A 25,215-nucleotide genomic window follows, 5' to 3' on the forward strand; every position below is an offset into this window, starting at 1 on the left:
ACAGTTTTTTCAGAAACAATAAAAATAATATTAGTTACTTTCTCTATCTTTATTATGTTTTTTTATATATTATATTAAAATTAATTTTTTCACTATAACTAAAAAATATTTTGACATTTAGTGTAAATGGGTTTAAAATATTCATTACGAGATTAACTAATATAATTTAAAAATTTTTGTTTCAATTAGTTTTTCTCAATTAAAATTAATATGTAGCTTATAACTAAGCTTGTTAGGAGGTTCTATGATAGAAAAAGAATTCAAACATTTACTTAAAAGTAAAAAACTTCTTGTTTCTCTATCGTTAGTAGCACTCGTTCCAATTTTATATGCAGGAACATTTTTAAAATCTGTATGGACTCCTTATGATAATACGAGTAATCTAAAGGTTGCTGTTGTCAATACGGATAAACCCATTGATTTTAATGGTAAACGACTTGAAATTGGACAATCTATGGTAGACAAACTTAAAGAAAATAAGAAAATAAACTGGCAGTTCGTTGATAAGGATACTGCTGAAAAAGAACTTCGAGAAGGTGACTACTATATGATAGTTACCATACCGGAAAACTTCTCTAAAAATGCAACTACCTTATCAAATGAAAATCCGGAAAAGATGAATATTGATTTTAAAACCAATTTTACAAAAAGTAAAAATGGGGAAAAAATCATGGAAACTGTTGCAAGTAATCTTACGAATACAGTAAAAGATCAAGTTGTAAAAACATATAGTTCTACACTGTATAACAAACTTTCCGACATTGGAGTTTCACTTAGTAAGGCAGCAAACGGTTCAGGACAACTTAATGACGGTTTATCAAAACTTAATGACGGTGGTAAACGTTTGGGTAACGGGGTTGACCAACTTCATGACGGTTCAGGGCAACTTGCAGGCGGACTTAGTACCCTTAACGGTAAAAAAGATGAGCTTGCTAACGGAATTGATTTATTATTTAACGGAGATAATAAACTTCATTCCGGCTTACTTCAATATACTAATGGTATTCTTACTTTAAATGAAAAATTATTTTCTAAAAAAGACAACCTAAACGCCTTGATTAATGGAGGAAATTCTCTAGCTGATGGCATTTCTCGTTATACCGGAGGTATTAGACAAATCAGCGACGGATTAAATGCTAAGCAAGAAGATTTAACAAAACTTCTTACCGGCGGAATTGAACTGGCAAATGGAATTAATACATTAGCTGACGGTGTTCCCAAATTATCCAATGGAGCTGACCAAATTGCTAACGGTCTTGATTTACTTAATAGAAAACTCCCGTCGGATAAGGAGCTTGCTGATAATAAAGCTAAACTTTCTTCTTTAACCGAGAAGTTACAATATTTAAAAATAAGTTCAAGACAACTAAACAGCTCTATATCATCAAAATTTGAAAAACTTGGGAACGAAATTACTAAACTTGAAAAACTTATTGATAAAACAAATTTAAAAAATAATGCAACAACTACAACCGTTAAATCTGCCGATGTATCATTTTCATCTTTAAAACAGCAGTTAAATTCCACTTCTTTAACCGAAGAACAAAAAACAGCTATTTTAAATGCCGCTAAAAGTGATGTAAGTAATTCTCAAATTTCAACAACTACTAATACAACAATAAATAACAACGATGATATTAAAGCCGAACTTACTCAAATTATGAAAAGTTACCAAGATCTTCATAAATCATTAGAAAGGCTCGGAAAACTTGGTAAGGAAATAGATAAAGTAGATGTCGGTAATATAAAAACTCAGTTGCTATCTTTGGTTGATGGTTATTCCAACATTAAAGCAGGTGTTAATCCGTTGGCTGTAGGAAGTTCTAAAGTAAAAGAGGGACTTTCTATTATGAATCAAAAAACTCCTAGATTAACTAACGGTTTTAACAAATATAAAACCGGAGTCGATGAAACTGTTACCAGTCTAACAAGCGGTAAGTTGGCGAATGGAATTAAAGAACTTATTTCTAAAAGTCCTCAACTTACAAGCGGTTTTGAAAGATATAAAAATGGAGTTGATGAGACAGCTACCAGCTTAACAACCGGCGAAATGGCTCAAGGGGTAAAAAGATTGGCAGATAATACTCTAGCCCTGCAAAAAGGTTCTGCCGATTTGAATAGTGGACTTAAAAAATTAAAATCTAAAATTCCTGAGCTTTCTATCGGTATCCAAAAACTTGATGACGGTGGGCAAAGGTTATACAAAGGCATTAGTGATATGAAAGCTAAAACTCCTGAACTTTTGAACGGTATTCAAAAACTTGATGACGGCGGGCAAAGGTTACACAAAGGTATTAGTGATATGAAAGCTAAAACCCCTGAACTTTTAAACGGTATTCAAAGACTTGATGACGGTGGACAAAGGTTACACAAAGGTATTAGCGATATGAAAGCTAAAACTCCTGAACTTTTGAACGGTATGCAAAAAGCTAAAGAAGGATCTGATAGATTAACAACAGGTTTAGAAAATGGAGCTACTCAGTTAAACACAGCTCATACCGGAGATAAAAATTCAGAAATGTTGGCAAATCCGATTAAAACCAACATCGGTGATATATCCAACGAAACCAGCTACGGTAATGCCTTAGCACCATTTTTCTTAGTATTCGGACTACTTATAGGAGCTGTAATATTCAATATATTATATCCAATATATCAAAAAGAAGCCGGTATTTCCACACCAACTTGGTTTATCAGTAAACTGTCAATTATGGTTATATTCTCCCTATTAGAAGTAGTAATAGAAGTAATTTCTATGAAATTATTCTTTGATTTTAAGGTTGAATATTTCGGAATGTATTTCTCAGGATTATTATTATCAGCAATAATATTTATGATTATAACTCATTTCTTTACATTTACATTTGGTAAAATAGGTAATATAATCAATATTTCACTAGTAGCATTACAATTTGTGCTAACTACCCCGCTATTCCCACCTCAAATGTTACCGGCGTTATACAATGGTTTAATTCCGTTTACACCGATTTACTACGCAGATATGTCAGTTAGACATGCCGTTCTTGGTGGACTAACTAACAATATTTATAATAATTCAATGTTAGTATTAACGATTTTAGGAATTGTGTTCTTAGTTCTAAATTATATTTTCTATACTAAGAAAAATCGTATTACGCAAGCAGCTAACTAACAACAAAAACCTGAAAGAAAATTCTTTCGGGTTTTTATTACATAAAGAATATTTATTTTTATTATCTTACTTAATGTATTCTATCATCTCTATACTAATTCTTTATATCCTTCTGATATTTTATTTAAAATATCCTCATTAGTTAACTCGGTGACCTCTTTGAGTGTAGCAATTACTCCTTTCTCTTTTAGGCTTTTTTGTAATCTTACTGCCTGTTCGTCTGTACTTGATTTAAAAGTTAAAATATATGAACACACTTTTAACAACGCCGTGTTTTTTAATCCCAGTTCAGCGGTTTCTCTTATCGGCTTAATAAAGCGTTCATTAAAGCCTAATTTTCTTATCGGTGTACGACATATTCTTGATACATGATCAACTATTCGTTTATTTTCAAAACGTTTTATAGTTTTATTACGGTAATTAGCCATATCTTCCTTATCGAAATTCCATTTTTTAACGAGCAAGGTGCTGGTTTCTTCCAAAACGGCAATAAATTCTCTTCTTACCCTCTCGTCTTTTGCCCCTTCGGATACCAATTCTATACCAAGGTAGTTTGCAATGTAGCTTAAAGCCGCATGCCCTGTATTTACCGTAAATAGTTTTCTTTCTATAAATGGACTTAAATCATCAACATAATGAACTCCTAAAATATTTTTATTAACTTCAACCTTTATCTTTCCTTCTTCTACTACCCACTCACAAAATTTTTCCACTTCTACTAACAGAATGTTATCATGTTTTTGTGCCGGAACAATCCTATCAACCGCAGAGTTGGGAAACCCTACATAATTATTTATAAATTCTTGTTCTTCTTTATTTAAGTATTTAAAAATTTCATTTTTTAAAAAATCTGTACATTCTATCATGTTTTCACAAGCTATAATATCTAAAAATTTTGTATTATTTTGGGCTACCTTTATTTTTAAACCTTGTGCAATATCTTTTGCAATAATTGGTAGCACATTAGGACCTATTGAGGTCGTTATTAATTCTACTTCGTTTATTTTTTTATAGATAGTATCTTTTTCATTTGAAATATTAAGAGCATCAAAGTTATTAATTAATACTTCTTCTATGTTTTCATCTAATACCTTTATTGTGTAGCTATCACGCTGTTTAAGTGCATTAACAACTTCTTCGTTAATATCAACAAATGTTATGTGGTAGCCTGTTTTATTTAATAATTCACCGATAAAACCACGCCCGATGTTACCGGCACCAAAATGTAAATTATTCATTATTTATTACCTTCTTTAATTTACTATAATATTCATAAAAAATATATTTTTTATTTCCCGTTAAGTTTAATTTTATTCCACTTCTGATAATAGAGTTATTATTTCATCTTCTGTAGTTGCATTTACTAATTTTATTACATTTTCTTGTTCTGAACAGAAAATTGCAATTTTTGATAATAAATCTAAATGCTCACCATCTTTACCTGCAATTCCAAAGATGATAAACACCATCTTATCTTCCGTATCATCAGGATTTGAAAATGATACTCCGTCAGGTATTTGAATTATAGAAATTCCCGTATTTTTTATTGATTTTTTTGCATCATCTGTTCCATGAGGAATTGCAATAAAATTACCCATATAAGTAGAAACTATATTCTCCCTTTCCAACATTGCCGAAATATAGTCGGTATCAACATAACCATTAGCTACTAACACTTCTCCCGCTTTTTTTATTGCTTCTTCTTTTGTACTGATTTTTTGTCCTAATAATATATCTTTATGTGTTAAATTCATTTTAAAACTCTCCTTAATCATTTTGTATTATGTAATCTTTTAATATTAATTCTAATTTTGTCATTATAAATTCTCTATTTTTACTGTTAATAGCTTTTATTAAAACTTCATCATTTAATATAGCGATACTAATTTGCCCAAGAAAATTTGTATATCTCTCTTCGTTTGGACTTACCATTATAAAAAATGTTCTAACCATTTCCTTATTTAAAGACACATTAATTAACTCTATTTCATTTTTCAAATTACAAATTATAACAAATGGTTCTGTTAAGCTGTTTTCCAATGTATGAAATAGCGCCAATTTCGTTTTTGGTATTACCACTGAACTCTTTTCATGTCTACCTATAAGATTCTCTATAATATTTTGCTGATTTCCACTTTTTAAATTTACTTTTTTAAAAATATCCACTAACATATTTTTTATATCAGTATCCGCAGTAAAAAGTTCACTGACGTAAACGTTCCTTAAAATCTCTTCACACGCCGGTAGTAAAAATTTTTCTTCATTTACTTTTTCCCTTGGAATTAGTTTTTTTCTTTTAAAACTTCTACTATTCAATATTTTCTCTCTAATAGTATCAACATCTTTTTCTTTTAATATCGTCGGAATAAGGAGATAATCAATCTCTTTATTTAATTCAATAGTTGAGATAATAACATCATAGTTATTCAGGTTAGTTTCACCTAATTTGCCGGGGATGATATATTCAAGATTTTTAATTTCCGGTATATTTTTTCTAATTTGACTGCCCAATATTTTAGAACTCCCTATTCCACTGGAACAAATTACTAAAGCACGAATAAAATTTTTACGATAGATTTGTTCATAACAAGAAGCAAAATGAATAACGATATAACTGAGCTCCGTTGAACTAAAATTAATTTCATCAAAAACTGTTAATAACTCCGATTTTATAATAAGATATAATTCATTATAATTTTTTAAAACAAACTCCAATAATTCTTCATTTTCTTCCTTAAGTTTCATCTGATAGCGTTTAATTGCAGATTCTACATGAGCTATTAAACCGCTTGAAAGATTGGTATCTTGAGTAAAATCAACATTCATTCTTTCAGAAACGTGTTTTATTAATAAATTAATTTTATAAACGAGTATATAAGAATATTTATCATTAAAATATGAAAGTTGCTCAATTAAACGACAGGTTTTTAAAATTCTTATTAAAAATTTTTCCATATCTTTCGTAATATCATATTCTATATATTTTTTTGCAGTTTCTAACAAAGCAATAACGTAATTGTATTCAGTAGTTGAAAAATTCTCTTCACAATCTGTCACATAGGAAATTCTCAAAAATATAACATTTAAACTTATAAGAATTTTCTTTATGCTTGAATCGGTATATAAATTAAATATTTTCAATTCTTTATTATTATTAAATAATTCAGCCAAAAAATCAAAGTTTAAAAATTTTATAAAAGGATTATTAGATAAACTTTCTTTTTTATTTATTTTTGAGAAAAATTCTTCATCATTAATTTCGTTACATAAAATTGAAATTAAAAGTACCCTTCTGTCACTTTCTTTTCCTATCAACTCTATCCCTTGTCCTTTTTTTCTAACAAGAGATAATTTATAATCTGCCAATATTTTTTCTACGGTAATTATAGTAGTAGCGACCGTATTATAGCTGAGTAGCAGTTTTTCCGAAATATCTTTAATTGAGGTATCTTCATTAAGTATTAAAAAACATAAAATTAAATTTAATCTTGTGTCTATTGAATAGGCGTGATCTATGAAATCACTTTTTAATAATGAAGCATCTAAAACAAAAGTATCCCCAACCAACCTATATTTTGACTTTTCTTTAAGAAGTATAAGACCTAATTGCTTTAACGATAATTCTAAATTTTTTATTTCTCTATATAATGTTCTTTCTTTTATTTTAGTTGATTTTGAAAGTTCTTTTATACTTAATGCTTCACCTGTTTTTAACAAAACCTGCAGTAATATTTTTTCTCTTTCATTAAACATTTTGGCCTCCATATTATGTAAGGCTTCTTCCTGTAATACTTATTAATCATTCAAAAAGAAGCCTTAAATACCCACGGTATAGAATTAACTCTTTTGTTACGTAAATTTTATTTTTTAATTTATGCTAAACGTTCTTTCTTTGAATCAATTATATTTATATTATCAACTAAATTATATTAACTTTTATCTATTTTTTCAAATTTTCTAAGATTTCATCATATTTTGGACTGCTCAAAAAGTTATCTACCGAAATATGTAATGCTTTTGCATTCATTTCTTTTGCACGAGGTGTTAATTCATTTTGTGTTACAATTAGTAACCCGTCCTCTTGTGTCAAATTTCTAATAGCTACATTTGTTACTTCATAATCTAAGCCGGCTTTTTTTACTTTATTGCGTAAAATTGAAGCCCCCATTGCTGAACTGCCCATTCCCGCATCACAAGCAAAGATTATTTTTTTAACATCAGAATATGAAACTTCATTTACTTCTTGTGAAGAATTCTCCATCTTCATACCTTTTGATTCTGCTTTCATACTACTTACTTGACTTTGTGCTGCAGCTAGGTCCCCCTCTCTTTTGTCACGTTTAAGGATAATAGCAGCTATTATAAATGTCACTAATGTAGATACTACTGCACCGGAAATTACTGCAAAGTAACTTCCACTTGCGGTTTGTCCCAATACCGCCAAAATACTGCCCGGAGAAGCAGGAGCACGAAGACCTGCACCTAAAAATTGGAAAGTAGCTGTTCCACTTATACCACCAGCCATAGCCGCTATAATTAATGACGGTTTCATTAAGATATATGGAAAATAAATTTCATGAATACCACCGATAAAGTGGATTATTGCTGCCCCCGGTGCTGATGCTTTAGCAGTACCTTTACCGAAAAACATATAAGCAAGTAAAATACCTAACCCGACACCCGGATTAGTTTCCAATAAGTAAAGCACCGATTTCCCCGTATTTAGTGCCTGTTCGGTCGCAATAGGAGTTAAAATACCATGATTAATTGCGTTATTTAAGAACAAAACTTTTGCCGGTTCAATAAATAGATTTGCAAGTGGTAATAAATGAGCATTGATAATTATGTCAACACCACTGCTTAATACAGAGGTAACAGCTTTAACAATCGGTCCTATACCAAAATATCCAATAATAGAAAGAATAAAACCTAAAATACCCAATGAAAAATTATTAACCAACATTTCAAGACCTGTTTTAATTTTTGGTTGAACAACTTTATCAAATTTTTTCATTAGAACTGCTGCAATAGGTCCCATTACCATGGCACCCAAAAACATCGGTGTTCCACTTAAACCTTTCTCATTAATAGTAACCGTACCGACAATTACACCCATTGTTGCAATAGCGGCAATTACACCACCACGTTCTTCATAAACATTTTTTCCGGCTGAATAAGCAATAAGAAGCGGTAGTAAGAAAAATACCATAGGATTTACTAATTTTGCAAGTTCAGCATTTGGCGTCCATCCCGTTTCTATAAAAAATGCGGTAATAAGTCCCCAGGCGATAAATGCACCTATATTCGGCATAACCATACTTGATAATGCCGTACCAATTTTTTGAACTAAGACTTTAAGCCCATTTTTATTTTCGTTCATAAGTATAAATTCTCCTTTTTAAAAATTATTATTAATATTTATACTCTCATTATACAAACAAATATTAGATTGAACAATATCAAAAAAGGCAAAGGAGATTTTGCCAAATTGAAAAATTTCGACAAAAATGACTATTAAACATAAAAAATAAATCAGCTCACTAACGAACCGATTTATTCTTCTTAACGCTAAAATATTTTTCAAATGCTTCTTCTATATCACCTAGTGCCGTAATACAAAGAATAATTACTAATAATATATATAATCCTAAAATTATAAATGATGGATTTTCTAAATAATTTATGCAAGTTCCCAATGTAAGACTGGCATAAAATCCTAAAGTTAAACTCTTTACAATAATTGCTATAACTAAAGTGCAAAGTATTAACACCAAAAACATGTGCAGCGATAATGCAGACATACATCCAAAAAACGTTGCAACACCTTTTCCTCCCTTAAATTTAAAAACAACAGGTTTAATATGTCCGACAATCACCAAAATAATACAGATATAAATAATAGTGGCATTTATATTAAATATTTTTAATAAAATAACTACTAAAAAACCTTTAAAAAAATCAACGGCGAGTACAAAAACAAATGATTTAGGTCCTAAAACTCTTCCGGCATTCCTTGCTCCGACATTTCCGGAACCCTTATTGGTAAACTCTTCTCTATAAATAATTTCTAATAATTTTCCGCCCATTATATTCCCTAAAAAATAAGCTAGAACAAAATAAACAATATTTATAATCATAATTTTTCTCCTCTCTTTCTGAACTTTTCTTTTATCGTTCTTAATCCTTCTGACGCAAGCATCAAACAACCTATTGAAAACGGAACTACATAATAAGAAAGTCTGTATATTATTATCGTTGCACCGATTACTTCAGGATTAATGCCAAGATTTTTTAAACCGATTAAAACTAATGTGTCAAAAGTGCCTAATCCTCCCGGGATCATCGTTAAAAGTCCTATTATAGATGCTATAATAATGACCCCGACTATTTGAAGCTCCTTATTATATACTGACTTTCCTGTATAGAAATAGAGGATAATTAATATAATAATCGCCGCAAAAACCCACTCAAAAAAAGAAATAATAGTAAGTTTTACACTTAAATATCTGTCGCCTTTTATTTTCGGTTTTTTTAAACTGAAAAACAAATATAACGGTAAGAAAAAGGACATTAATATCAAACAATAGTAAAATATCGTTTTTTCTTTATAAAGTGCCTCTCCCGGAAAAACATCACAAATAACAAAAATAGATAATAGACTAATTCCTGATAACATCGAAATTAAAATCATTCCTATTGCCGTCACTAAAGTCTTCCCACTTTTTGTATAAGGTTTATACATATAATACCTTAGCCCTGCACCGATAAATCCGCCAAAACCTAATACCATGTTTAGTGTATTTGTCATAAAACTTATTTTAAAGATTCGAAATGATGACATATGTTTTGTTATATTTATCGCTTTTAAAACAAAATAATCATAAAGACATAAAATAGTTATTCCAAACAAACCACACAACAAAATAAAAAAGAACTTTCCATAACCTAATTGTAAAGTTAACTCTCTTATTTGTCGAAAATTTAAACTTGTGATTTCTTTTTTAAAGTAGGAAAAAATTAAATAAAATATCGCTAATCCCAAAATTATCTGAATAATACCTTTTAAATAATTAAAGGATTTCTTACTTTTTATATTGTGCATATTATTTTCCTTAAATAAATATTTTTCCTAATTTATAATATACCATTTTATCGCCTTTTTTTCAATTCAAATTATTAAAAGATTAAAGAAAAATCTTATATAATTTATTTATCTGAAACAAATAATAAACTTAATTTCTTTATTAATTATAAAAATAAGATAAAATAAAAATATTCACTATCGGAATGATAATAAATATTTTTATTACTTAATTAGTTACTATAATTTCTTTATAAGTTCTGTTGTTAATATTGATGAATTAAGTGCCGCAATTTTTAAAAACTCGTCAAAAGTTACTCTATTACCTTCTTCTGCCTTATCGCTTACACTACGGCAAACTATAAATTTAGTATTAAATTGATAACAAGTTTGTGCTATTGCCGCAGCTTCCATTTCTACTACCTGCATAGTCGGAAAATTTTTTAAAATATTTTCCTTTATTTTTTTATTGGAAATAAACGAATCTGATGTTCCCACCAAACCGAAATGAATTTTATGATTTGGCAGCACAATCTCACCGGCTAACTGTTGTAAATATTTATCGCTTTCGTATTTTGCCGGCATTTGCGGTACCTGACCTATCTCATAACCGAATTCCGTTGCATCAACATCAAAATGCCTTACCTCCGTCGCTACTATCATGTCACCTATTTCCATATCACCTTGCAATGCACCACACGTTCCGATATTAATAACATAATCAATATCATAATTGTCAAGTAAAAGCGTTGTCGCTATTGCTGCATTAACTTTACCGGGTAAACTTAGCATAAGTACAATATCCTTGTTTTCATACTGCCCTTCATAGAAATTGACATGAGCTATCTTATTTTCTTTAAGATTTTTAATTTTTTTTCTAATAATTGCCACTTCTTCAGGCATTGCTCCGATTAAAGCTATCATACGTCTACCTATTCAACGGCAAGGATTTTTATATCCATTGAATCTTCGGGTCCGGTAGGTAACGAAACTTTAGCTATGTCTCCTACCTCTTTTCCTAATAATGCTTGTGCAACCGGACTTTCGTTTGAAATTTTAAATTCAAAAGGATTTGCTTCGGCACTACCGACAATTTTATATGTTTCTGTTAAACCATTCGGTAGTTCTTGATATGTTACTGTATTTCCTAAACGGATAGCACTCGTTTTCTCATCTAATTCGACAATAACCGCATAACGAATCATTTGCTCCATTTCAAGAATTTTTTGTTCAATAAACCCTTGCTCATCTTTTGCAGCATCATATTCCGAGTTTTCAGAAAGGTCACCGAAACTACGAGCCACTTTAATTTTTTCAATTACTTCCGGACGTTTTACTTTTTTATAATGTTCTAATTCTTCAACAAGTCTATCATACCCCTCTTGGGTCATTTGATATTCTAATTTTTCTTCTAATGCCATACTTATGCTCCTTTGTTAAGTCTTCTTACTTATTATATCTTTTTTTTTATTATTTTGCTAGTAGTGATTTAATTTTTGTAATTAAAATATCAATCGCAATATCGTTATATCCTCCATCAGGAATAATAATATCTGCATATTGTTTGGTTGGTTTAATATATTTTTCGTGCATAGGACGTACCGATAATAAATATTGATTAATTACCGACTCAACAGTTCTTCCACGTTCGTTAATATCACGAAGAAGGCGTCGTAAAATACGTAAATCACTCGGTGTATCAACAAAAATTTTTATATCCATTAATTCTCGTAATTTTTCCGAATATAAACCGAACATCCCTTCGATAATAATGACATCTCTCGGTTCTTGATATTTTTTATCTGTACTGCGTGTATGATTAACGTAATCGTATACCGGCAGTTCTACAGCTTCACCGTTGATTAATTCTAACAACTGATTGTATAACAGTTCATTATCAAAAGCACTCGGATGATCATAGTTTGTTTTAACACGTTCATCCATTGTCATATGGCTTTGATCTTTATAGTAATAATCTTGCTCAATTAACGCTACTTTATCTATCGTTAATTCTTCTATTATTCTTTTGGTTACAGTAGTTTTACCACTACCGCTTCCGCCGACAATTCCGATAATTTTAGGTCGTTTTGCACTCATTAGCGTCCCATTTCCTTTCTCATCATATTACTTTTAAATACTCTACTATCCAATTTAGTTCTGATAATTTGTAAAGGATGACGTGCTGCATCAAGCAACTCTCCGTCCTCATCGTAAATTTCTCCGATTACTTGCCTAAAAGTATTAATCTCAGGTCCGAAAAATTCAACTTCTTGCCCCGTTTTAAAAAAGTTACGTTGTTGAATAGTTGCTATACCTGTAGCATCATCATAATGTAATACTTGCCCTACAAAATCATAGTTAGTTTTTTTACTACCCTCATTTCCAAACATTTGTTCTGTATATTGCGGTATTTCATAAAAAAACGACATAGCAGTATCACGATTGGCACATTTGTACAGTTCTTTTTTATATTCTGAACTCATTACAAAATTATCCGGATCTGAACAATAATCATCAATTAATTTTCGGTAAACACTTGCTACTGTTGCGACGTAATGAATAGATTTCATTCTACCTTCTACTTTTAACGAATCAATACCGAGTTCAATAATTTTAGGTACTACCTCAATTAGTGTTAAATCTTTGGGACTCATAGCATAAGGATTTGCTCCGGTATCAAATAATTTTATATCATCCGTATCACTTTCTTCATATAAATCATAATTCCAACGACATGATTGACAACAACCACCACGGTTACTGTCCCTAGCTGTCATATAATTACTTAATGTACAACGCCCTGAGTATGCAATGCACATCGCACCATGGACAAACATTTCGATTTCTACATTTGTTTTTTCACGAATTTCTTTAATTTCTTCATATCCTGTTTCACGTGCCAATACTACACGATGTACCCCCTCACTTTCCCAATATTGTACTTCTTTGTAATTTGAGATTGATTGTTGGGTACTAATATGTATTTCAACTTCCGGTGCTACCACTTTACATCTTTCTATAATATACGGATCTGCTACAATAATACCACGCACACCGGCATTTTGCAAGGCTATTAAGTATTCATCCAACCCCGCAAAATTCTCGTTATGCATAATAATATTTGCCGTTACGTAAATATCCGCTCCATATTTTGCAGCAAACTCACACCCCTCACGGATCTCATCTATCGTAAAATTATCCGCATTGCTACGCAGCCCGAACTCCTGACCACCTAAAAACACAGCATCTGCGCCATAGTGAATAGCTATTTTTAATTTTTCTAAATTCCCGGCAGGAAGAAGCAATTCAGGCTTCTTCACAATTACTCGTTTCCCATTTTGTATTTCTGATATATTTTTTATTGCCATATAGTTAGATCACATTCAAGTATGATCCTTCCTCCTTTTATATCTTCTCTACCATTTTATAACAATATTTTACTTCGGTGTGAACATTGCAACATTACTATATTAAATTTAGTTTTCAGTTGGAATTTAAAATTTCTCCTGCTCAAATATTTAATATCATAAACTTTATTGAAAATTTGAACTTTTAATACTCTTTACCGTTATAAAATATTTTTAAATATGCTCCTAATACATTGTTTTTTTATAGAAAAATCCTAAATCAACTTCTCTATATTTTGGTTTTATTCGTTCAATGTCGTTATAAAAATCTTGTTTTTCATCTTCATATGCTTCTTTATCTTCATAATATAAATCAATTGCATCTCGATAAATTGTTGTAACTTCTGTAATATACTCTTCTTCTTTTAGAACGCCTTCAATTTTAAAAGCATTGACCCCCGCTTCAATCAATCTATCCAACTCTTCAATAGCACAAATATCTTTGGCACTCATAATATGCGTCCCGTTTGAATCTTCAAAAATTGGATAACGCTCATTTCTATCCTGACTATATAAAAATAACTTTTTAGAATTGCCATATTCTTCAATGTACTGTTCTTTTTTACTATACATAAAATAATTATCAACTAATTTTCGGACAGATTGAAACATACACAACATTCCTTGTACTTGAACTTCAATTTCATACTCGCTATCTTTTGTTATTTCCAAAATTTCATCAATAGTTAATTCTTTTGATAAACAGGTACGATATGCTCCACGTTTACCCCAATAGTTACATGAAAATGAATTTGTAGCTAAAGTGTGTGGATCCCATTGTAGCTTGAAATTAAGATTTTCATCACGTAATATTGTTATTATGGTCGGTTCACCAAAAATCAAAGCATCTATATCCAGTGTTGCTAAATAACGTAGATAATCTACCAAATCATCTAAATGCTTATTATGAAAAATAGCATTGACGCTAACATATGCTTTTTTCCCGGCTTGATGAATAATCTCAATCGCTTTTTTTAATTCGGCTCGCTTAAACTCTCCTGCCAAACGCAAACCATATTTTTCTTCACCTATGACAAAACCGTCAGCTCCAACGTTAATTAGTTCATAAATATGTTCTATACTCTTAGGTGTTACTACTAACTCTACCGTCATCGTACTGCCCTTTCTAAAAATTATAGTTTTTTATTCTTTTTCGTCGTTATTGTAATACCGTCCCCAATAGGTAGTATCACACTATCATATTGTTCATGTTTTAATAACCATTCATTATAATTATTAATTTTTTTTAATAGTTGTTTTAAATTTTTACCATGTTCAATAATATCTGAATTTGCTACCATACCTTTGAATAGAACATTATCCGTTATTACTACAACATCATCCGTAAAATATGGTTCATACAGTTCAAAAAATTTACGGTTTTGACTTTTAGCTCCATCAATAAATACAATGTCGTATGGTGCATTAGCTATTACCTTACTATGTAACTTCAACGCATCACCATGTATTAAAGTTATTTTTTCGCTAAGGCCACGTTCCCTGACATTATTTGTAGCAATTTCATACATTTTGTCGTCACGTTCCAGTGTTGTTACTTTACAACCGATAGTTTCCGCTAATTTAAGAGCTGTATACCCTATTGCTGTTCCTATTTCCAAAACATTTTTCGCTTGTTTAATTTTTAATAATTGTAATAGAAAGCGAATGCCTATTTTATCAATAATCGGTACATGATTTTCTTTTGCATATCGTTCTAACATTTGATAAAATTCATCAAAATCTTCTAATAAATTAATTATATATAAATCATCTTTTGATTCTATAGCAACCATATCTTCCTCCATAATTTATACATCATATTATAATACCATAAATACATTAATAAATGCAATTTGTTTGATTATTGAACAGCTCATAATTGTAGACACCATATATTCTCAAAAATATGTAAAACAAATTCTTATTAAATATTTATTTATAATTTTCCTTGACAAGTGAGTGTTTACTCACTATAATAAAATTGTAAGAGTAAGCGGATACTCAACTTAATTAAGGAGGAAACTTTTATGGAAAAATTAATTCACTTAGAAAATTTACAAAAGAAATTTGATAATGTAGTTATTTTAAATAATGTACAATTTACCTTGTTTAATAATGAGATTATAAGTTTATTAGGTCCATCGGGTTCCGGAAAATCCACCCTTATTAAAACAATGTTAGGTATGGAAAAAGCGGACGGCGGAACTGCTTTAATACTTAACAGTAAAATGCCGAATAGGTTAATTTTAGGATGTATTGGCTATATGGCACAATCAAACGCCTTATATGAATTATTAACCGGTTATGAAAACTTAAAATTTTTCGGTAGTTTAAAGGGATTGACTAAAAAGGAACTTTCTAAAGATATAAAAAAAGTATCCGCTGTCGTTGATTTAACGGCACACTTAAAGAAAAATGTCTCAACATATTCCGGCGGCATGAAGCGTCGTTTATCATTAGCTATTGCACTGCTCGGTTCTCCAAAACTTTTAGTTTTAGATGAACCGACCGTGGGTATTGATCCATTATTAAAAAAATCTATTTGGAATGAACTTATTGAACGTAAAAATAATGGTACCGGTATTCTTGTAACAACACATGTTATGGATGAAGCTGAGCTATGTGACAAGGTTGCACTCATACATGACGGTAAAATAGCAGCTTGCGATACTCCGGAGAAACTTAAAAAACAATTTAACTCTACCAATATTGAAGAGGTATTTTTAAACATTGAAAAGGGGGGTAATTATGCGTATTCTGGCAATAACTAACCGTATTTTAAAAGAATTGTTTCGTGACAAAAGAACATTGGCTATGATGTTTGTAGCTCCTATCTTTGTTCTCTGGTTGATGAATCTGATGTTTTCCAGCAGTGATAAAGTATCAGTTAATCTGGCTACTTACAATGTTCCTACTTCTGTTACAGAAACATTAAAAACTATTGATAACGTAACTATTACTGATGTTAATTCCAATGAAGAAGGTAACGATTTATTAAATAATAACACAGTTGATGCTATTATTACTTATAATAATGATACAGGTTATACCGTAACTTATGAAAATACCGATGCAATCAAAACATCTTTCACAAGACAAGTATTAATCAGTTCACTGGTAAAAACTAACACAACAGAAATTATAAAAAAACTTCCACCACAAATAAACATACTTCAATATAAGTCAACTATTAATGAAAATTTTAAATATGGAAATAAAGATACTAATTTTTTCACCAAAATGATACCGATTATAGTTGGTTTTATCGTCTTTTTCTTTGTTTTTCTAATTTCCGGAATGGGATTACTAAAAGAAAGAACAAGTGGTACTTTGGAAAGATTATTAGCAACTCCGGTTCGTCATTTTGAAATAGTTTTTGGCTATATGCTCTCATATGGAATTTTAGCTATTATTCAAACAACAGTTATTGTCATTTCTGCAGTAAAATTATTAAAAATCGAACTTGTAGGAAAGCTGTTTTATGTTATAATAGTTAATGTAATCTTAGCCTTAATCGCCTTATCATTTGGGTTATTACTGTCAGCTCTTGCTAAATCAGAATTTCAAATGATGCAGTTTATTCCTTTGGTAATAATACCACAACTCTTTTTATCCGGTATTATTCCACTAAAAAATATGGGCGTTTGGGCGGTTAACTTAGGAAAATTTCTACCACTTACTTACGCAGGTGAAGCACTAAGTAATATTATTTTACATGGTTATAGTCTTGGAAAAATAAGTCAAAATATTGTAATGCTTATTATTTTTCTAGTTGTATTAACAATTTTAAATATAATAGGCTTACGTCGTTATAGAAAAGTTTAAAATCAGTTAGGAGCTCTAATGTCAAATATCTTAATGTCTTATACAGAATACTTATCCGAAGCAAATATGCCTGCTGGAAAAAAGAAAATCATCCTTGCTGCAATCGATCTTTTTTCAAAAAAAGGATTTCACGGTACTTCTACCGCTAAGATAGCTGAAACAGCAGGTATGAGTCAAGCTACTTTATTCAAATATTTTAAAACAAAAGATGATTTACTAAATAGTATTATATCTGCCGGATTCCCACCTATCCTTGCTTCTTTTGTCGCCGGCATAAATCAGGAAAAAAATCTTGAAGATATGATTCATCTCCTAGTGTTTAATCGTTTTGAATTTATGAAAAAAAACCAAAAATTAGTACGTATCTTTTTCCAAGAATTTATTATTAATAAAGAGTTTAACAGTAATCTAAAAAATATGATTAAAAACGGCCCTATTAATCCTAAATTAAAAAAGTTGTACCTGATTCTTTCAAAGAGCGATAAACACTTTAACAACAACTTAAGTATTACTCAAGTATTCCGCATAATTATGGGTCCGCTTTTCGCATATTTTTCACAATGTTTTATTTTTTACATCGAAAGTGAAAATGAAGAAGAAGATTTATTATTAATAGAAAAACAAATATATCAGTCGTTAATAAAAAACAACTAAGAAATTGCTAATCAATTTCTTAGTTGTTTAATTTTACTATTCTGAAATTGCTTGAATCGCTGTAATTAGCGATAATTTTAATACATCATCACTTGAGCAACCACGTGATAAGTCATTTACCGGTGCGTTAAGTCCTTGTAAAATTGGTCCTACCGCTTCAAAACCTCCTAGTCGTTGAGCAATTTTGTACCCGATATTTCCCGCTTCTAAACTTGGGAAGATAAATACTGTTGCATCCCCCTGAATTTCTGAATTAGGTGCTTTCAGTTTTGCAACAGGTGGTACAAATGCAGCATCAAATTGCAGTTCCCCGCCAACTGGTAATGTTGGTGCTTTTTCTCTTACCAATTTGGTAGCCTCTGCTACTTTTTTAGTTTCCTCTGTAACAGCTGATCCCATAGTTGAAAAACTTAACATCGCAACTTTAGGATTGATATTAAAACTTTTAGCTGTTTTTGCACTTTCTACTGCAATTTCTGCTAATGCTTGTGCATCTAAACTTGTATTAATCGCACAATCGGCAAAGATAAAACGTGATGCGTTTCGTGACATAATAAATGCTCCGCTGGTTCTGCTTACACCAGGTTTAGTTTTTATAATTTGCAATGCCGGACGTACAGTATCTCCGGTTGAATGGATTGCTCCTGATACCAATCCTGCCACTTCTCCCATATAAACCAACATTGTACCGAAATAGTTCACATCTTTTAACAATTCACGTGCTTTTTCTTCAGTTACTTTGCCGGCACGGCGTTCTACGAATTTAGCTAACATTTCGTCATATTTTTCGTAGTTTTCATGGTCAATAAACTCAATACCTGATACGTTTAAGAATAACGGCTGTGCTAATTTCTCCACTTCTTCACGCTTACCGATTAATACCGGTTGTACATAACTTGTTGAACTCAGCTTAACAGCCGCTTCTAAAATACGTTCGTCATATGCTTCCGGTAATACGATTCTAACTTTTTTCCCTTCTAATTTTTCTTGAAGCTCCACAAATAAATTACTTGTCATCTTCTTACTCCTCCTAATTGTATATAATATCTTTAATATGTTTTATTGACTTTAAACTGACGGCATCCATTAAGCTGCCTTTTCCAAAAACAACATAACCTATAATTGTTCCAATATAAAACACAAGCAATATCAAGGCTATATTGCGTAAATAACGTAGGATAGTATTGTCTATTTTCATAGGCAGTTCCTACTCTTCAATTCTTTCAACATGTGCACCAAGTTTACGCATTTTTTTCTCAATATCAACATACCCTCTGTCTATATGGTAAATATCAATAATTTTAGTTGTTCCCTTGGCAATCAGTCCTGCAATAATAAGTGCTGCTCCTGCACGAAGATCCGTCGCTCTTACCGTTGTCCCTTCTAAACGTGCCGGACCTTCTATTAAAGCACTACGTCCTTCAATTCTAATTTTCGCATTCATTCTTCGCAATTCTTCAACATGCATAAAACGATTTTCAAATACCGTTTCCGTAATGGTACTGACACCCTCACCCAATAATGTTAATACACTGACTATTGACTGCATATCCGTTAAAAATCCGGGATGCGGTAATGTTTTTACATCTATCGGTTTTAATATATCAAGATGGTTACTGACACGCATTCCGTCTTGCAATACTTCGATTGATATGCCCATTTCACGCATTTTACTAACAAGTGCTATATTATCTTTATATAACGCCCCTTTTACAAAAACATCGCCTTTGGTAACAGCCGCCGCAATCATGTATGTTGCCGCTTCTACACGGTCTGCCATAATAGTATGCTCAGCACCTGTCAATTTATCAACACCTTCAATTTCAAGGACAGAAGTACCTTTACCAGAAATTTTAGCCCCCATTTTCGTTAAAAAGTTAATCATATCTTCTATTTCAGGCTCTTGTGCCGCATTAACAATCGTAGTTTTACCTTTTGCCAAACAACTTGCCATAATGACATTTTGGGTCGCCCCGACGCTGGGAAAATCGAAAAATATTGTTGCACCTTCTAATTCTTTTTCCGCTCTTGCCTCAACAAAACCTGCATCTTGAATAATTTTTGCACCCAATATCTCAAATCCTTTTAAATGCTGATCTATAGGTCTACTACCGATCGAACATCCTCCGGGCATTGCTACCTTCGCTTTTTTCTCACGTGCCAACATCGGTCCCAGTACAAGAAATGATGCACGCATTTTACTTACAAATTCAAACGATGCTTCTGTTAACAATGGTTTCCTCGCATCTATTTCTAACGTATTTTCTTCCGGTTTATAATCTACTTTTACTCCTAATGATTCAAATAATTTACTTATTGTCTTTATATCTGATAATTTAGGAACATTGTAAAATTTACTCGTACCTTCAGTTGCAAGCAGTCCTGCCGCAAGTATCGGAAGTGCCGCATTCTTTGCACCTGAAATCTGTACTTCTCCTATTAAAGGCACCCCACCTTTAACAACTATTTTTTCCAAGTGTATTCCTCCAAATCTGTATTCACATTTGTACAGTTACTATACTACCACAAATCTTAAAATAAATAAAGTTTGAATTTTTTTTCTAATGATGAAAATTTTCTATTTTAAACATTATTATAAGTAATATGTTCTAAAATTATATTCCTTATTTTTTAGCTTTTGGGGTTAGTCATTTTCTACAACTCATCAAAAAATGATAATTGTGCTCTTTCCGGTAAACCTTTTAGCGTTCCCATTTCTCTTAAATATTCTATTATCGTTGTTGATACACTTCCACGTTTTGATAAATCTTCTATCGACAAAAACGGTTTTTCTTTACGCGCTTGAACTATCTTATTTGCCACATTATCTCCTAATCCCGGCACAATAGAAAACGGCGGTATTAGCTTATTATCTTCGATAATATAGTCATGACTTAATGATTTTTCCAAATCAACTTTTGAGAATGTAAAACCACGTTGTAACATTTCATTTGCTATTTCGTAACTCACCAGTGCATCTTTATCTTTTGTCGTTACTTCATTCTTATCTTTTTCTTTAATTTCTTTTATTTTTTCTTTAAGTGACTGTTCTCCTTTTACAACCGTAATAATATCAAAATCACTTGCTCTTACCGAATAGTACGCACAGTAATAAATCAACGGTTGATGAACTTTAAACCAAGCTATACGAAGTGCCATAAGTACATAAGCACAAGCATGTGCTTTAGGAAACATATACTTTATTTTTTTACATGAATCTATATACCAATTCGGTACATCATTTTCTTTCATGGCTTGTTCAAACTCTTCTGTAAGTCCTTTGCCTTTACGAACGCTTTCCATTATTTTAAATGATAATCCTTCTTCAAGTCCTGCATGAATTAAATAAACCATAATATCATCACGACACCCGATAACATCTTTCAGTTTACATTTACCGTTACGTATTAATTCTTGAGCATTACCGAGCCAAACATCCGTTCCATGTGACAAACCAGAAATTTGTACAAGTTCTGAATATGTAGTCGGTTTTGTATCGTCAAGCATTTGAATAACAAAGTTTGTTCCAAATTCCGGTATTCCAAATGTTCCACTCGCAGAATCAACCTGTTCACGTGTTACACCAAGTGCCTCAACTGTTGAGAAAATCCCCATAACATCCGAATCTGATACATCAATAGTTTTTGGGTCTATTCCTGATAAATCTTGAAGCTTTCTTATCATAGTCGGATCATCATGCCCTAGTATATCAAATTTTAAAATATTATCGTGAATTGAGTGGAAGTCAAAGTGTGTCGTTCTCCACGTACTCGTTTCATCATCTGCCGGATACTGATATGGTGTAAAATCAAAAATATCCATATCATTAGGCACAACCAAAATTCCTCCCGGATGCTGTCCGGTCGTTCTTTTTACACCTTCGCAGCCTGCGGCAATACGTTCTATATCAATACTGCGTTTATCAATCTCATGCTTCTCGTAATAATCACGTGTAAATGAATATGCCGTTTTTTCAGCAACGGTTGAAATCGTTCCCGCACGATAAACATAATCTTCTCCAAAAATCTCTTTTGTAAAATTATGCGCTGTCGCTTGGTATTCTCCCGAAAAGTTTAAATCAATATCGGGAACTTTATCACCATTAAAACCTAAAAAAGTTTCAAATGGAATATCCTGACCGTCTTTTTTCATTTTCTCATTGCAATGCGGACAATTTTTATTCGGCATATCAAAACCTGAAGCATATTCAGCATTAACAAAAAACTCACTATGCTTACATTTAGGGCAAACATAATGCGGTGATAGTGGATTTACCTCGGTAATTTCCATCATCGTAGCAACAAGTGACGAACCTACAGACCCCCTTGAACCTACCAAATAACCGTCATCAAGTGATTTTTTTACCAGTTTATGCGAAATTAAATAAACTACTGAAAAACCATTCCCAATAATTGATGCAAGTTCTTTTTCAAGGCGTTTTTCTACGATTTCCGGTAAATTTTCCCCATAAATTTTATGTGCCATACTATAACTTAAGTTTCTTACCTCATCCGCCGCACCTTCAATATTCGGTGTATACAATTTATCTTTCAACGGAACTACTTTTTCTATCATATCGGAAATAACATGTGTGTTATCAATAACTATTTCTTGTCTTAATTTTTCGTCTAAAAATGAAAATTCTTTAAGCATCTCTTCTGTTGTTAAAAATGTAGCCAACGGCTTAATATCCCTAGCCCCCGGATTATTTTTTACAGTTAGTCGTAAAATTTGGCGATAAACGTGTTGATAATCATCTAAATAATAACAATCTCCGGTAGCGACAACTAATTTTTCTTTTTTCTTAGCCAGACTGATTAAGTGTTTTAAAATCTCTTCCAGCTCCGCCTCATCATCAATACGCTCGCTTCTTATAAAACTTTCATAATGATGTTTGGGTTGTACTTCTATATAATCATAAAAATCAATAATTTGCTCAACCTTATCTTCCTTAGCATTAAGTAGTTCTTCAAATACTTCATTATCAGAATTTCCGTTTCCTATAAGTAAATGTTTTCGATATTTACTCAACAAACTGCGGGGGATAGTCGGTTTCCCGGATGATAAATAATCCGTACAACTATACGACACCAGTCTAAATAAATCTTTTAATCCTTGAGCATTTTTCACAAGTATTGAACAAGGAAATGACCTTGAACGTTTGTGTGCTAATTTTAAATCTATCATGTTATCAATTTGATTATGATATTCTATTCCCAGTGCATAAAGTTGATCAAGCATTTTTATAAAAATATCCGCCGTTACTCTTGTATCATAAATAGCTCTATGATGTTGAACTAATTTTACCTTATATAGCTTTGCAAGATTACTTAATCCGTGGCGTTTCGCTTCTTTATTTTCGGCACGTGAAATAAATAGTGTATCAATACTTGCATGATTATTATTCTTTAAGCCTAGTCGCTCAAAACTTTTATCCAAAAATCCTAAATCGAATTTTGCATTATGGGCAACAAGTATATCATCTTTATCAAGCCAGTTATAAAAGTTTGTCATTACCTCTTTTTCAAACGGAGCATCTTTTACATCCTCATCAGTAATGCTCGTTAAACGTGTAATTAATTCTGATATTGGTCGTTTCGGATTAATATAACTTTCAAATGTATCAATTTGAGCTCCGTTTTTTACTTTAACGGCAGCTATTTCTATCAATCTATCTCTTTCCGCCGATAATCCTGTTGTTTCAACATCAAACACAACATATGTTGCATCTTTTAATCTAAGTTCTTTTGGATTTATTGTCGCTGTAAGACTATCGTCCATAATAAACGCATTAAGTCCGTATATTGTTTTAATATCTTTTTCTTTTGATTTTAAACAAATTTCCGGATATGCCTGCACACCGTAAGTATCAGTAAATGCGATTGCCTCATGCCCCCAAGAAGTTGCCCTCATCAAATAATCTTCCGCTGAAGAAATACCCTCCAGTTGTGACATTTTTGTATGAGTATTAAGTTCAATTCGTTTTCGCCCGTTGTAGTTATCTTTTTTTTCTTCTTTAACAGCCACTTCTATAGCTTTCGGTTCAATTATCGTATCTCTTAAATATGGATCATTACTGACAGTACCAAATATTTTTATCCATTGACCTTTTTTAATACCTTGTATCAATTCAATTAGTTGATTACGACGATTATTTTGAAATTTAAAGTTAGGGTTGTTACCGAATAATCGCAATATAATAGAATCACTATAATCTGTAAGTTTCAATCTATATTGACTTGAGCCGTTTCTATGAACAATCTGCTCTGTTCCGAATACTTGAGCCATTATTGTTACATCGCCGGAATAACCGATAACGTCCTTTATATCTACTATTTCCGCATCACGAATTTCTTTTCCGTATTTTGTCCCCGCATTAAAACTGCGATTTTTTTTCGGTTGATCTTTCGTTTTTTTCTCAGTTTCTTTTTGTTCTATCTGTTCTAATTTTTCCATTTCTTTGGAAATTTTTTCTTCTTGTTGTTCGGCTATATCACGAACATTTGTTTTAGCAAATTCAGGTACAATATCATTAATAATTATCCCTAATTTTTTATAACTGTCTAAGATAGCATTTTTTCTTTCACTAACAAAGTTTTTCCAAATTGACGGTGCCATTATTTTTATTAATAAGTTTTTATCTTGAACCTTTACTTCACTGAATAAAATACTTTCTATCAAAACACCGGATACTTCGCCAAAATTTTCTAATATGACATATTTCCAGTATTCTATAACTTTTTTATCTGTTACTCTTTCGTTTATGCTTAAACGATAATTTACGAGATAGTCTCCTAGAAAACTATCTCGTAATTTTTGAATAAACAGTGTCCAGTGAGCAACATCCGGCAATGTATTACCACTAAAGTTAAAAGTCCATACTTTATTGTTATTATCTTTTTCTATATTATCCAGCGAAAAATTCTCAAAATTTGAATCGGTTAATTCTTCAGCCAGTTCAAGAGTATCTATTAATAGAGAAAAATGTTTATTGCTCATTGTGTCTCCTTTTTTAAGTAACTTAATATATAAAATGGTTATGTATTATTGTAACAATGTAGAATTAATTATATATTATTTTACAAATATTTTAGTAA

Annotated in this window: 20 protein-coding genes; 4 read left to right on the top strand and 16 right to left on the bottom strand. The window is 31.3% G+C overall.

The window, feature by feature from the left end:
• Window positions 1-244: 244 nt before the first annotated feature.
• Window positions 245-3,151, top strand: a complete 2,907-nt coding sequence (locus tag HMPREF1983_RS03280) for a YhgE/Pip domain-containing protein (RefSeq protein WP_021752871.1) — start codon at window positions 245-247, stop codon at window positions 3,149-3,151.
• Between the two features lie 89 nt (window positions 3,152-3,240).
• Here HMPREF1983_RS03280 and HMPREF1983_RS03285 read toward each other — a convergent pair whose 3' ends face one another.
• From HMPREF1983_RS03285 to HMPREF1983_RS03340, 12 genes are all read right to left on the bottom strand, one after another.
• Complete coding sequence (locus HMPREF1983_RS03285; protein WP_021752872.1) at window positions 3,241-4,389, bottom strand: mannitol-1-phosphate 5-dehydrogenase; 1,149 nt, start codon at window positions 4,387-4,389, stop codon at window positions 3,241-3,243.
• 72 nt (window positions 4,390-4,461) lie between these two features.
• Entirely contained in the window at window positions 4,462-4,905 is a 444-nt protein-coding gene (locus HMPREF1983_RS03290; protein ID WP_040460898.1) for a PTS mannitol transporter subunit IIA, read from the bottom strand.
• Between the two features lie 13 nt (window positions 4,906-4,918).
• A complete protein-coding gene (locus HMPREF1983_RS03295) occupies window positions 4,919-6,916 on the bottom strand; it encodes a BglG family transcription antiterminator (protein WP_021752874.1) in 1,998 nt (665 codons plus the stop codon).
• Between the two features lie 175 nt (window positions 6,917-7,091).
• Window positions 7,092-8,531: a PTS mannitol transporter subunit IIBC gene (locus HMPREF1983_RS03300; protein WP_021752875.1), complete on the bottom strand. Its 1,440-nt coding sequence runs from the start codon at window positions 8,529-8,531 to the stop codon at window positions 7,092-7,094.
• A gap of 160 nt (window positions 8,532-8,691) precedes the next feature.
• Window positions 8,692-9,288 carry a glycerol-3-phosphate acyltransferase gene (locus HMPREF1983_RS03305; protein WP_021752876.1) on the bottom strand — a complete coding sequence of 199 codons (597 nt, stop codon included), beginning with the start codon at window positions 9,286-9,288 and terminating at the stop codon, window positions 8,692-8,694.
• The gene (locus HMPREF1983_RS03310; RefSeq protein WP_021752877.1) at window positions 9,285-10,253 is read right to left on the bottom strand and encodes a lysylphosphatidylglycerol synthase domain-containing protein; all 969 of its coding nucleotides are present in this window, start codon (window positions 10,251-10,253) and stop codon (window positions 9,285-9,287) included. The genes HMPREF1983_RS03305 and HMPREF1983_RS03310 overlap by 4 nt, the downstream gene beginning before the upstream one ends.
• A 219-nt stretch (window positions 10,254-10,472) precedes the next feature.
• Window positions 10,473-11,156: a 5'-methylthioadenosine/S-adenosylhomocysteine nucleosidase gene (mtnN, locus tag HMPREF1983_RS03315; protein ID WP_021752878.1), complete on the bottom strand. Its 684-nt coding sequence runs from the start codon at window positions 11,154-11,156 to the stop codon at window positions 10,473-10,475.
• Window positions 11,157-11,164: 8 nt separating this feature from the next.
• The gene (gene greA / locus HMPREF1983_RS03320) at window positions 11,165-11,653 is read right to left on the bottom strand and encodes a transcription elongation factor GreA (RefSeq protein ID WP_021752879.1); all 489 of its coding nucleotides are present in this window, start codon (window positions 11,651-11,653) and stop codon (window positions 11,165-11,167) included.
• Window positions 11,654-11,702: 49 nt separating this feature from the next.
• Window positions 11,703-12,329 carry a uridine kinase gene (gene udk / locus HMPREF1983_RS03325; protein WP_021752880.1) on the bottom strand — a complete coding sequence of 209 codons (627 nt, stop codon included), beginning with the start codon at window positions 12,327-12,329 and terminating at the stop codon, window positions 11,703-11,705.
• Window positions 12,329-13,600, bottom strand: a complete 1,272-nt coding sequence (locus tag HMPREF1983_RS03330; RefSeq protein WP_021752881.1) for a peptidase U32 family protein — start codon at window positions 13,598-13,600, stop codon at window positions 12,329-12,331. The genes udk and HMPREF1983_RS03330 overlap by 1 nt, the downstream gene beginning before the upstream one ends.
• Before the next feature lie 225 nt (window positions 13,601-13,825).
• On the bottom strand, window positions 13,826-14,752 hold the full coding sequence (locus tag HMPREF1983_RS03335; protein WP_021752882.1) for a peptidase U32 family protein: 927 nt from the start codon (window positions 14,750-14,752) through the stop codon (window positions 13,826-13,828).
• A 20-nt stretch (window positions 14,753-14,772) separates the two neighbouring features.
• Window positions 14,773-15,432 (bottom strand): O-methyltransferase, encoded by a 660-nt coding sequence (locus tag HMPREF1983_RS03340; protein ID WP_040460903.1) that lies wholly within the window; start codon window positions 15,430-15,432, stop codon window positions 14,773-14,775.
• A gap of 234 nt (window positions 15,433-15,666) precedes the next feature.
• Here HMPREF1983_RS03340 and HMPREF1983_RS03345 point away from each other — a divergent pair, with 234 nt between their 5' ends.
• The 3 genes from HMPREF1983_RS03345 to HMPREF1983_RS03355 are packed head-to-tail and all read left to right on the top strand — an operon-like array spanning window position 15,667 to window position 18,118.
• The gene (locus tag HMPREF1983_RS03345) at window positions 15,667-16,410 is read left to right on the top strand and encodes an ABC transporter ATP-binding protein (RefSeq protein ID WP_021752884.1); all 744 of its coding nucleotides are present in this window, start codon (window positions 15,667-15,669) and stop codon (window positions 16,408-16,410) included.
• A complete protein-coding gene (locus HMPREF1983_RS03350) occupies window positions 16,388-17,464 on the top strand; it encodes an ABC transporter permease (protein WP_021752885.1) in 1,077 nt (358 codons plus the stop codon). Before HMPREF1983_RS03345 ends, HMPREF1983_RS03350 begins: the two co-directional genes overlap by 23 nt.
• Before the next feature lie 18 nt (window positions 17,465-17,482).
• Entirely contained in the window at window positions 17,483-18,118 is a 636-nt protein-coding gene (locus HMPREF1983_RS03355) for a TetR family transcriptional regulator (RefSeq protein WP_040460905.1), read from the top strand.
• Window positions 18,119-18,154: 36 nt separating this feature from the next.
• On the opposite strand, the gene pta is transcribed toward HMPREF1983_RS03355, so the two are convergent.
• From pta to HMPREF1983_RS03370, 4 genes are all read right to left on the bottom strand, one after another.
• Window positions 18,155-19,135, bottom strand: a complete 981-nt coding sequence (gene pta / locus HMPREF1983_RS03360; RefSeq protein ID WP_021752887.1) for a phosphate acetyltransferase — start codon at window positions 19,133-19,135, stop codon at window positions 18,155-18,157.
• A gap of 13 nt (window positions 19,136-19,148) precedes the next feature.
• Window positions 19,149-19,316, bottom strand: a complete 168-nt coding sequence (locus HMPREF1983_RS07700; RefSeq protein WP_021752888.1) for a DNA-directed RNA polymerase subunit beta — start codon at window positions 19,314-19,316, stop codon at window positions 19,149-19,151.
• A gap of 9 nt (window positions 19,317-19,325) precedes the next feature.
• Complete coding sequence (murA, locus tag HMPREF1983_RS03365) at window positions 19,326-20,594, bottom strand: UDP-N-acetylglucosamine 1-carboxyvinyltransferase (protein ID WP_021752889.1); 1,269 nt, start codon at window positions 20,592-20,594, stop codon at window positions 19,326-19,328.
• A 179-nt stretch (window positions 20,595-20,773) separates the two neighbouring features.
• Window positions 20,774-25,117 (bottom strand): PolC-type DNA polymerase III, encoded by a 4,344-nt coding sequence (locus HMPREF1983_RS03370; RefSeq protein WP_021752890.1) that lies wholly within the window; start codon window positions 25,115-25,117, stop codon window positions 20,774-20,776.
• Window positions 25,118-25,215 lie beyond the last annotated feature (98 nt).

The sequence above is a fragment of the Gemella bergeri ATCC 700627 genome, assembly GCF_000469465.1.
In the GTDB taxonomy this organism is placed as follows: Bacteria; Bacillota; Bacilli; order Staphylococcales; family Gemellaceae; genus Gemella; species Gemella bergeri.

Bases quoted from the DNA above. Each gene is read 5' to 3' on its own strand.
- HMPREF1983_RS03280 (WP_021752871.1), top strand. From the start codon at position 245: ATGATAGAAAAAGAATTCAAACATTTACTTAAAAGTAAAAAACTTCTT.
- HMPREF1983_RS03285 (WP_021752872.1), bottom strand. From the start codon at position 4,389: ATGAATAATTTACATTTTGGTGCCGGTAACATCGGGCGTGGTTTTATC.
- HMPREF1983_RS03290 (WP_040460898.1), bottom strand. From the start codon at position 4,905: ATGAATTTAACACATAAAGATATATTATTAGGACAAAAAATCAGTACA.
- HMPREF1983_RS03295 (WP_021752874.1), bottom strand. From the start codon at position 6,916: ATGGAGGCCAAAATGTTTAATGAAAGAGAAAAAATATTACTGCAGGTT.
- HMPREF1983_RS03300 (WP_021752875.1), bottom strand. From the start codon at position 8,531: ATGAACGAAAATAAAAATGGGCTTAAAGTCTTAGTTCAAAAAATTGGT.
- HMPREF1983_RS03305 (WP_021752876.1), bottom strand. From the start codon at position 9,288: ATGATTATAAATATTGTTTATTTTGTTCTAGCTTATTTTTTAGGGAAT.
- HMPREF1983_RS03310 (WP_021752877.1), bottom strand. From the start codon at position 10,253: ATGCACAATATAAAAAGTAAGAAATCCTTTAATTATTTAAAAGGTATT.
- mtnN (WP_021752878.1), bottom strand. From the start codon at position 11,156: ATGATAGCTTTAATCGGAGCAATGCCTGAAGAAGTGGCAATTATTAGA.
- greA (WP_021752879.1), bottom strand. From the start codon at position 11,653: ATGGCATTAGAAGAAAAATTAGAATATCAAATGACCCAAGAGGGGTAT.
- udk (WP_021752880.1), bottom strand. From the start codon at position 12,329: ATGAGTGCAAAACGACCTAAAATTATCGGAATTGTCGGCGGAAGCGGT.
- HMPREF1983_RS03330 (WP_021752881.1), bottom strand. From the start codon at position 13,600: ATGGCAATAAAAAATATATCAGAAATACAAAATGGGAAACGAGTAATT.
- HMPREF1983_RS03335 (WP_021752882.1), bottom strand. From the start codon at position 14,752: ATGACGGTAGAGTTAGTAGTAACACCTAAGAGTATAGAACATATTTAT.
- HMPREF1983_RS03340 (WP_040460903.1), bottom strand. From the start codon at position 15,432: ATGGTTGCTATAGAATCAAAAGATGATTTATATATAATTAATTTATTA.
- HMPREF1983_RS03345 (WP_021752884.1), top strand. From the start codon at position 15,667: ATGGAAAAATTAATTCACTTAGAAAATTTACAAAAGAAATTTGATAAT.
- HMPREF1983_RS03350 (WP_021752885.1), top strand. From the start codon at position 16,388: ATGCGTATTCTGGCAATAACTAACCGTATTTTAAAAGAATTGTTTCGT.
- HMPREF1983_RS03355 (WP_040460905.1), top strand. From the start codon at position 17,483: ATGTCAAATATCTTAATGTCTTATACAGAATACTTATCCGAAGCAAAT.
- pta (WP_021752887.1), bottom strand. From the start codon at position 19,135: ATGACAAGTAATTTATTTGTGGAGCTTCAAGAAAAATTAGAAGGGAAA.
- HMPREF1983_RS07700 (WP_021752888.1), bottom strand. From the start codon at position 19,316: ATGAAAATAGACAATACTATCCTACGTTATTTACGCAATATAGCCTTG.
- HMPREF1983_RS03370 (WP_021752890.1), bottom strand. From the start codon at position 25,117: ATGAGCAATAAACATTTTTCTCTATTAATAGATACTCTTGAACTGGCT.